We start from the raw sequence: 9,637 nt of genomic DNA, 5'->3' as shown, positions 1-9,637 counted from the left end.
AAATATATTTTTTGAGTTACCAACAAATTTTTTTATTTTTACCTGTCTACTTGACGGGAAGCAGTTCAAAAGCAAGCCGACCGCTCTTTTCTTTAGATACCCCTCAATGTACCTTTACTGAAAAGTTAAGATTTTATTTATCTAAACCTCTACGCATTTTTTCAGCTAATAACGTATTGTTTAACACCATTGTAATTGTCATTGGGCCAACGCCGCCTGGAACTGGTGTGATTGCGCCAGCAATTTCTTTTACTTCATCATATTCAACGTCACCTTTTAGTTTGCCGTTTTCATCTGGTGTGTTACCCACATCAATGACAACTGCGCCTTCTTTAACGTCGTCTTTTGTGACTAAACCTGGACGACCTACAGCGCTGACAATAACGTCTGCATTTTTAAGATGTTTGCTCATGTCTTTTGAACGAGAGTGTAAGATAGTCACTGTCGCATTTTGTTGTAATAATAGTTTTGAAACAGGTTGTCCAACGATATGAGAACGTCCAATAACAACTGCTTCTTTACCTTCTAAATCAATATCCGCATTTTTCAATAATTCCATAATACCTAGTGGTGTACAAGGTACGAATGTTTGTTCATCAATATACAATTTACCGATGTTTGCTGGGTTGAAACCGTCAACGTCTTTTGCTGGGTTGATAGTTTCTAGAACTTTTTGTTCGCTGACTTGTTTTGGAAGAGGTACTTGAACCAAGATACCGCTGACAGAGTCATCGTTGTTTAAACGTTCTAATTCATTTAATACTTCTTCTTCTGAAGCTGTTTCTTCTAAATGAACAATTTCAGAAATCATGCCGATTTTTTCAGCAGCTTTCTTTTTTGTTCTTACATAGCTCATGCTTGCGCCATCGTTACCTACAAGAATAACTGATAGTTTCGGCGTATAGCCCTCTTTTTTCAACGCTTCAACTTGATCTTGCAATCCTTGACGATAATCTTTAGCAATTTGTTTGCCATCTAAAATTTTTGCAACCATGTGTAAATTCCTCCTAATAATTTTTCGAACTTTCATTAGTGTTTTGAAGTGCAATACAACTATTTTACATGAAAATCCGGAATTTTAATTGAATTTTCATGAGAAAGTTCGATTTTTGATTGAAAAAGCATGACTTGATTTGTTATGCTATATCTGTAATATACAACTTACTAGATTAAAATTTCAAATAATTGAAAGGGTGTTCAATTTGAAAGTGGCAGTTATTATGGGCAGCTCATCTGACTGGGATATGATGTCAGAAAGTTGTCAGATGTTAGATCAATTTGGAATCCCGTACGATAAGAAAGTCGTTTCAGCACATCGTACACCAAAACTGATGTTTGATTTTGCGACAGAAGCAAGATTGAACGGTTATGACGTTATTATTGCAGGCGCAGGCGGTGCAGCACACTTGCCTGGTATGGTTGCTTCAATGACGACATTACCAGTTATCGGCGTTCCGATTGAATCTAAGAGTTTGAAAGGTTTAGATTCATTACTTTCAATCGTCCAAATGCCTGGCGGAATTCCAGTTGCAACTACTGCAATTGGTAAAGCAGGTGCGAAAAATGCTGGAATCCTTGCAGCGAGAATCTTAAGTATTCAAAGCGATGAAGTGAAAGAGAAATTAGAAGCTTATCAGCAATCACTAGTAGATAAAGTAGGAGAGATGCAAAGTGAACTTCAGTAAATTAAAGTTTGGATCAACTGTCGGTATTATTGGCGGCGGACAACTTGGCAAAATGATGGCACAATCTGCTCAAAAAATGGGCTTTAGAGTCATCGTCTTAGATCCAGACAAAGAAGCACCGTGTCAATATGTAGCACATGAATTTATTAATGCAGCTTATGATGACCTAGATGCATTAAGACAACTTGGTGAAGCTTCTGATGTTGTAACATATGAATTTGAAAACATTGCTGCAGATCAATTAGAAACACTCACAAAAGAATTTAATGTTCCTCAAGGCTATCAAGCCATCCATTTATTACAAGACCGTTTAACTGAAAAACAAACATTAGAATCAGCAGGTACGAAAATCGTTCCGTATGCACAAATCACAAATGCTGAAGATTTAGAGCATGCTGTTGAAAAATTAGATTATCCATTTATGGTGAAAACACGTTTCGGCGGTTATGACGGTAAAGGTCAAGTGCTAGTACGTTCAGAAGAAGATTTAGCAGAGGCTGAATCATTAATCAAAGTACAAGAATGTGTAGCAGAAAAATTCTTAGACCTTTATAAAGAAGTGTCATTAACTGTGACAATTGGAAATGGCGGTCAAACCGTTTATTTCCCATTACAAGAAAACGAACATCGTCACCAAATTTTATTTAAAACAATCGTACCCGCACGTTCTGATAAAGAAGCAGAAGCACGTGCAGAAGTAGATAAAATTAAAGAAAAAGTGCATTTTGTGGGTACATTTACAGTAGAATTCTTTATTGATAAAGATAACAACTTATATGTAAACGAAATTGCACCAAGACCTCACAATTCTGGTCATTATTCTATTGAAGCTTGTGACTTCTCACAATTTGATACACACATCTTAGCGGTTACGGGTCAAAAATTACCAGAACGCATCGAAATTTTAAAACCAGCTGTCATGATGAACTTGCTTGGTAAGGATTTAGATTTACTTGAAGATGAATTCGGCGATCATCCTGAATGGCATGTTCATATTTATGGCAAAGCATCTAGAAAACCAGCACGAAAAATGGGTCACATGACAGTTTTAACTGATGACATTGATAAAACTGAACAAGACATGTTGGCAACCTTTAGAGGAGGAGCAAAATAATGTCATTATTATACGAAGGTAAAGCAAAACGAATTTTCTCAACAGATGAAGACGGCGTATTACGCGTGGAATACAAAGATGAAGTGACTGCCGGCAATGGTGCGAAAAAAGACCATATTGACGGTAAAGGCCGCTTAAATAATAAAATCACTTCAATCTTGTTTGAACACCTTAAAGAAAAAGGCATCAAAAGCCACTTTATCAAACAAACGTCTGAGACTGAACAACTTGTTCAATCTGTAGAAATAATTCCGTTAGAAGTGGTCGTACGTAATATTGCGGCAGGTTCTATCACAAGACGCTTAGGTTTTGAAAAAGGACAAAAATTTGAAACACCACTTGTAGAATTCTTCTATAAAAATGATGCTTTAAATGACCCTTTAGTGACAGATGACCATGTAAGATTATTAAACATCGCAACAACTGAAGAAATTGCACAATTGAAAGAAATGGTATTAGGCGTTAATAAAGCGTTAGTTGAATTGCTTGATAGTATCAACTTACGTTTGATTGACTTCAAAGTAGAATTCGGCCGTACAAAAGATGGTCAAATTCTTTTAGCAGATGAAATTTCACCAGATACTTGCCGTATTTGGGAAAAAGACAGTGACACTAATTTTGACAAAGACGTATACCGTGAAGACCGCGGTTCAATTATCGAGACTTATCAAACTTTCTTAAATAAACTGGAGGATCTTAAATAATGAAAACTATCGAATTGCACATCACATTACAACCACAGGTATTAGATACACAAGGACAAGCACTTAACCGTGCCGTACATGACTTAGGCTATAACCAAGTGAATGATATCCGTGTAGGTAAATTACTTTACATGACAGTGGACGAAGCAACAGATGAAGCGGTTCATAATATCGTTACAACTTTAAGTGAAAAATTATTTGCGAACACAGTCATTGAAGAGTACAGCTATAAAGTAGTTGACGAAAAGGAGAATGCATAATGAAATTCGCAGTACTTGTATTCCCTGGATCAAACTGTGACAGAGATATGTTGAACGCAGCTTTGAAAACAGGCGTAGACGCAGAGTATGTTGATTATCGTGAGACATCATTAGAAGGATTTGATGGGGTGTTAATCCCTGGCGGTTTCTCATTTGGTGATTACTTACGTTCAGGTGCGATGGCGAGTGTTGCACCAGTTATCAAAGAAGTGAAACGTTTTGCAGATGAAGGCAAACCTGTTTTAGGTGTATGTAATGGATTCCAAATCTTAACAGAAATCGGTTTATTACCAGGTGCGTTATTACACAACAGTTCACATTTATTTGTGAGCCGTAACGAATCATTAGAAGTTGTAAATAACAACACACCATTCACAAAAGCATATGCTGAAGGTGAAACAGTAGTATACCCAGTAGCTCATGGTGAAGGCAGCTACTACTGTACAAAAGATATGTACAAAGAATTAGAAGATAATAATCAAATTATCTTGAAATATAAAGATAATCCAAATGGTTCTTACCACGATATTGCTGGTATTGTTAACGAAAAAGGTAATGTGTGCGGCATGATGCCTCACCCAGAACGTGCATTAGAATCAATTTTAGGAACAGACGATGGCGTGAAATTATTTGAGTCAATGGTAAATAGTTGGAGGGAACAAAATGCCTAAGTTTATTGAACCAAGTATCGAAGAAATTAAATCAGAACATTTATACCGTGATATGGGATTAACAGACGCTGAATATGATAAAGTTGTCGAAATTTTAGGTCGTCAACCAAACTTTACTGAAATTGGTATTTTCTCTGTAATGTGGAGTGAACACTGCTCATACAAACACTCAAAACCATTCTTGAAACAATTCCCTACAACAGGCGAACATGTCTTAATGGGACCTGGTGAAGGTGCTGGTGTCGTAGATATCGGTGATAACCAAGCGGTTGTATTCAAAGTTGAATCACATAACCACCCATCTGCGATTGAACCTTACCAAGGTGCAGCAACAGGTGTCGGCGGTATTATTCGTGACATCGTATCAATCGGTGCACGTCCAATCAACTTATTAAACAGCTTACGTTTCGGTGAATTAGATGAAATCCAAAACCGTACATTATTACGTGGTGTTGTAGCAGGTATCGGCGGATACGGTAACTGTATCGGTATCCCAACTACAGCAGGTGAAATCGAATTCGATGAACGCTATGATGGTAACCCATTAGTTAACGCAATGTGCGTAGGTATCATTGATCACGATAAAATCCAAAAAGGTACAGCTAAAGGTGTCGGCAACTCAGTCATCTACGTTGGTTTAAAAACAGGCCGTGACGGTATCCATGGTGCAACTTTCGCATCTGAAGAATTAAGTGAAGAAAGTGAAAGCAAACGTCCATCAGTACAAATCGGTGACCCATTTGTAGGTAAAAAATTGATGGAAGCAACACTTGAAGCAATCACTTACCCAGAATTAGTCGGTATCCAAGATATGGGTGCAGCTGGTTTAACATCATCTTCTTCAGAAATGGCAGCTAAAGGCGGCAGTGGTTTACACATGCAATTAGAAAAAGTACCTGTACGTGAAGAAGGAATCTCTCCATACGAAATGATGCTTTCTGAAACACAAGAACGTATGTTGCTTGTTGTTGAAAAAGGTACGGAACAAAAATTCTTAGACTTATTTGACAGACGTGAATTAGATAGTGCTGTTATCGGTGAAGTTACGGATACAGATCGTTTCGTATTAACTTATGATGATGAAGTTTATGCAGACATCCCAGTACAACCATTAGCAGATGAATCACCTGTATATATTTTAGAAGGTGAAGCAAAAGAATATAACACATCTAAAAACGACTACAGCAATGTAGATGTTAAAGATGTATTCCATAAATTATTAGCACATCCGACAATTGCGTCAAAACGTTATTTATACGAACAATATGACCAACAAGTTGGTGCAAACACAGTTGTTAAATCTGGTTTACAAGCATCTGTAGTACGTGTTGAAGGTACAAACAAAGCAATCGCTTCTACAATCGATGGCGAAGCACGTTATGTATTCAACCAACCATACGAAGGCGGTAAAATGGTCGTTGCTGAAGCATACCGCAACTTAATTGCTGTAGGTGCAACACCATTAGCAATGACAGACTGCTTAAACTACGGTTCACCAGAGAAAAAAGAAATCTATCAACAATTAACTGATTCTACAAAAGGTATGGCAGAAGCATGTGAAGTTCTGAAAACACCAGTTGTTTCAGGTAACGTTTCACTTTATAACGAAACAAAAGGTACTTCTATCTTCCCAACACCTGTAGTAGGTATGGTCGGCTTAATTGAAGACATCGATTACTTAAATGATTTCCACCCACATGCAGGCGATAAATTGTATGTTGTTGGTGAAACACGCGATGACTTCGGCGGCAGCCAAATCGAAAAATTATTATATGGTAAAGTCAACCATGAATCAGAAGCACTTGACTTATCAAATGAAGTTGAAAAAGGCGAACAAATCAAAGAAGCAATCAGAAGCGGCAAAGCGTCTCATGTACAAACTGTCGGTAAAGGCGGCTTATTGATTTCGTTAGCTCGAATCAGTGCACACTACGGTTTAGGTGTAGATGCAACATTAGACGTGACTGATGCACAATTATTCAGTGAATCACAAGGTCGTTACATTGTTGCAGTTAAAGCAGGACAATCATTAGATATTCCTAATGCACAAGAAATCGGAACTATCACTGAGGATGACAAGTTCAAAGTTACAAACGGTCAAACAACTGTAGAAGAAAACGTGTCGACGTTAAACGAAATTTGGGAAGGAGCAATTCCTCAATGTATGACATCCGCGGATTAAACGAAGAATGTGGAGTCTTTGGAATTTGGAATCACCCCCATGCAGCAACTTTAACTTACATGGCGTTGCATAGTCTGCAACACCGTGGTCAAGAAGGTGCTGGGATCGTGTGCTCAAACGGCGAATCGCTGTTTGGGGCACGCGGCATGGGTTTATTAACTGAAGCTATTTCAGACGCGCAATTAGAATCTTTACAAGGATTCCAACATGCGATTGGACATGTACGCTATGCGACAACAGGTGCCAGTGAAATCGCCAATGTTCAACCTTTCTTGTTCAAGCATTCAAAAGGTGATTTAGGACTTGCGCATAATGGTAACTTAACGAATGCTGTCCAAATTCGTAAGGCTTTAGAATCTGAAGGCAGCGTCTTCCAAACAACAAGTGATTCAGAAGTATTAGCGCATTTATTAATCAGAGGCAAATCTCCAAGCATTAAATCAAACCAAAAAGCAGCATTGAATCAAGTTAAAGGTGCATTCAGCTGTGTCATGCTGAATACTAATCAACTTGCTGCGGTTAGAGATAACAATGGTGTACGTCCACTCATGTTAGGTGAAGTAGATGGTGCGTATTGTGTCGCAAGTGAAACATGTGCGTTCCAAGCAATCGGTGCAACATATATTCGTGACATCGAACCGGGTGAATTAATTACATTCAGCGGTGACCATGACATAGATTATGATACGTACACGAACCAAATTCACCATAATATGTGTTCAATGGAATATGTATACTTTGCACGTCCAGATTCAGAGTTCCATAAACACTCTATCTATAATGTGCGTAAAGCTTTAGGTAAGAAGTTAGCAAGTGAGATGGGTATTGACGCTGATATTGTTATCGGTGTACCAGATTCATCTTTACAAGCAGCAAAAGGCTTCTCTGAATACTCAGGTATTCCAAACGAACAAGGTTTATTGAAAAACCGTTATATCGGCCGTACGTTTATCACACCAGACCAAAGCGTTCGTGAAAAACAAGTACGTATGAAACATGCGCCGATCAGAGACGTCATTGAAGGCAAACGTGTCGTTGTCATTGATGACTCTATTGTGCGTGGTACGACAAGTAAATACATTGTGAAAGCATTAAAATCTGCTGGTGCGAAAGAAGTGCATATGGGTATTTCATCACCACCATTAGTCGATCCATGTTATTACGGTATCGATGTGTCTACACATGCAGAATTAATGGCAGCACAACATAGTGTCGATGAAATCAAAGACATGATTGGTGCAGACTCACTTACGTATTTATCTGTAGAAGGCATGCATGAAGTGTTTAAAGAATTTGACTCAAAAGGCGAGTGTGACGCTTGCTTTACAGGCAATTATCCAATTGAAATTGTAGATCATCAATTACCAGAAGTTAAAGAACTGAAAAGAAGAGGAGTGTAAAGCTGTGGCAGCAGATTCTTATAAAAATGCCGGTGTGGATATTCATGCTGGATATGAAGCAGTTGAGCGAATGAAGAGCCATGTGCAACGTACAATGCGTAAAGAAGTACTAGGTGGACTAGGAGGATTCGGTGCAGCGTTTGATTTATCACAATTAAACATGCAAAAACCTGTCTTAGTTTCTGGTACAGACGGTGTCGGTACTAAGTTGAAACTTGCGATTGATCACAACAAACATGACACAATCGGTATCGATGCAGTGGCTATGTGTGTCAACGATATTTTAACAACGGGTGCAGAGCCGCTTTATTTCCTTGACTATATCGCAACAAACAAAGTTGTACCTGAAGTCATCGAACAAATTGTTAAAGGTGTCAGCGATGGTTGTGAAGAAACAAATACAGCTTTAATCGGCGGTGAAACTGCTGAAATGGGCGAAATGTACCACGAAGGTGAATACGATTTAGCTGGTTTCGCAGTGGGCGCAGTTGAAAAAGATGAATACATCGATGGTTCAACAGTTAAACCAGGACAAGTAATTATTGGTTTAGCTTCAAGCGGTATTCACTCTAACGGTTACAGCTTAGTACGTCATTTAATTAAAGAATCAGGCGTTGATTTAAATGCTGAATTCGATAATGGTCGTACGTATTTAGACACTTTCTTAGAACCGACTCGTTTATATGTTAAACCTGTATTAGCTGTGAAAGAACAAGTGAAATTGCATGCGATGACACATATCACAGGCGGCGGTTTCTATGAGAATATTCCACGTGCTTTACCTGAAGGTGTCACTGCTGAAATTGACGTTCAATCATTCAATACACCTAAAGTATTCGATTGGTTACAAGAAGCAGGCAAAATCGCAACTGAAGAAATGTACAATATCTTCAACATGGGTATTGGTTTCACATTAGTTGTAGATGAAGCGGACGCAGATAAAACATTAGATATCTTAAAAGCTCAAAATGTTGAAGCGTTCAAAATCGGTAAAATCGTTGAAGGTAAAGAAGAACCTATCGAGTTAACGGGGGTTAAAGCGTGACTAAAGTAGCCATCTTTGCGTCAGGTTCTGGCAGCAACTTTGAAAATATTGCACAACGAGTTCAAGACGGCAGATTAGATAATATTGAAATCACAGCGCTTTATGTTGATCACGACGATGCATTCGCGATTGAACGTGCAGAGAAATTAAACATTCCTGTCCATGTGACACTTCCTAAAACTTTTGATTCTAAAAGTGATTATGAACAACGTTTATTAGAATTGTTAAAAGAAGAAGAAGTGGAATGGATTATACTTGCAGGCTATATGCGTTTAATCGGTCCAGATTTATTGAATGCGTATGAAGGCCGTATTTTAAACATTCATCCGGCTTTATTACCGAAATACAAAGGCATTGACGCAATTGGTCAAGCCTTTGAAAGTGGAGATAAAGTGACAGGTTCTACTGTTCATTATGTAGACAGTGGCATGGATACAGGTGAAATCATTGAACAAAGTCAATGCGACATCTATCCAGATGATACAAAAGCACAACTAGAAGAACGTATTAAAAATTTAGAATGTGAACTTTATCCTAGAGTCATCGCAAAAATTATTCGATAAGAGGGGCAATTTC

General features: G+C 38.2%; 10 protein-coding genes. 9 read left to right on the top strand and 1 reads right to left on the bottom strand.

Annotated features, from left to right (window positions below; translation table 11 throughout):
• Positions 1 to 133: 133 nt before the first annotated feature.
• Entirely contained in the window at positions 134 to 994 is an 861-nt protein-coding gene (gene folD, locus HMPREF3270_RS07450; protein ID WP_070848553.1) for a bifunctional methylenetetrahydrofolate dehydrogenase/methenyltetrahydrofolate cyclohydrolase FolD, read from the bottom strand.
• 208 nt (positions 995 to 1,202) lie between these two features.
• On the opposite strand from folD, the gene purE reads away from it, so the two are divergent.
• From purE to purN, 9 genes are read left to right on the top strand one after another with little or no spacing between them, the layout of a single operon-like run.
• Positions 1,203 to 1,685 (top strand): 5-(carboxyamino)imidazole ribonucleotide mutase, encoded by a 483-nt coding sequence (gene purE / locus HMPREF3270_RS07445; protein ID WP_002480494.1) that lies wholly within the window; start codon positions 1,203 to 1,205, stop codon positions 1,683 to 1,685.
• On the top strand, positions 1,672 to 2,799 hold the full coding sequence (gene purK, locus HMPREF3270_RS07440; protein ID WP_070848554.1) for a 5-(carboxyamino)imidazole ribonucleotide synthase: 1,128 nt from the start codon (positions 1,672 to 1,674) through the stop codon (positions 2,797 to 2,799). Before purE ends, purK begins: the two co-directional genes overlap by 14 nt.
• A complete protein-coding gene (gene purC, locus HMPREF3270_RS07435) occupies positions 2,799 to 3,503 on the top strand; it encodes a phosphoribosylaminoimidazolesuccinocarboxamide synthase (RefSeq protein WP_002480496.1) in 705 nt (234 codons plus the stop codon). The genes purK and purC overlap by 1 nt, the downstream gene beginning before the upstream one ends.
• Positions 3,503 to 3,763 carry a phosphoribosylformylglycinamidine synthase subunit PurS gene (purS, locus tag HMPREF3270_RS07430; protein ID WP_002480497.1) on the top strand — a complete coding sequence of 87 codons (261 nt, stop codon included), beginning with the start codon at positions 3,503 to 3,505 and terminating at the stop codon, positions 3,761 to 3,763. The genes purC and purS overlap by 1 nt, the downstream gene beginning before the upstream one ends.
• Complete coding sequence (gene purQ, locus HMPREF3270_RS07425) at positions 3,763 to 4,434, top strand: phosphoribosylformylglycinamidine synthase subunit PurQ (RefSeq protein ID WP_070626693.1); 672 nt, start codon at positions 3,763 to 3,765, stop codon at positions 4,432 to 4,434. Before purS ends, purQ begins: the two co-directional genes overlap by 1 nt.
• Positions 4,427 to 6,616 (top strand): phosphoribosylformylglycinamidine synthase subunit PurL, encoded by a 2,190-nt coding sequence (gene purL, locus HMPREF3270_RS07420; RefSeq protein WP_002480499.1) that lies wholly within the window; start codon positions 4,427 to 4,429, stop codon positions 6,614 to 6,616. The genes purQ and purL overlap by 8 nt, the downstream gene beginning before the upstream one ends.
• Complete coding sequence (purF, locus tag HMPREF3270_RS07415; protein WP_002480500.1) at positions 6,595 to 8,016, top strand: amidophosphoribosyltransferase; 1,422 nt, start codon at positions 6,595 to 6,597, stop codon at positions 8,014 to 8,016. Before purL ends, purF begins: the two co-directional genes overlap by 22 nt.
• Before the next feature lie 4 nt (positions 8,017 to 8,020).
• Positions 8,021 to 9,061 carry a phosphoribosylformylglycinamidine cyclo-ligase gene (purM, locus tag HMPREF3270_RS07410; protein WP_070848555.1) on the top strand — a complete coding sequence of 347 codons (1,041 nt, stop codon included), beginning with the start codon at positions 8,021 to 8,023 and terminating at the stop codon, positions 9,059 to 9,061.
• Positions 9,058 to 9,624 (top strand): phosphoribosylglycinamide formyltransferase, encoded by a 567-nt coding sequence (purN, locus tag HMPREF3270_RS07405; protein WP_070867232.1) that lies wholly within the window; start codon positions 9,058 to 9,060, stop codon positions 9,622 to 9,624. Before purM ends, purN begins: the two co-directional genes overlap by 4 nt.
• The last annotated feature ends 13 nt before the right edge of the window (positions 9,625 to 9,637 follow it).

It is taken from the genome of Staphylococcus sp. HMSC65H10 (assembly GCF_001839185.1).
In the GTDB taxonomy this organism is placed as follows: Bacteria; Bacillota; Bacilli; order Staphylococcales; family Staphylococcaceae; genus Staphylococcus; species Staphylococcus simulans.
This window is presented reverse-complemented; position numbering and strand designations above follow the sequence as displayed.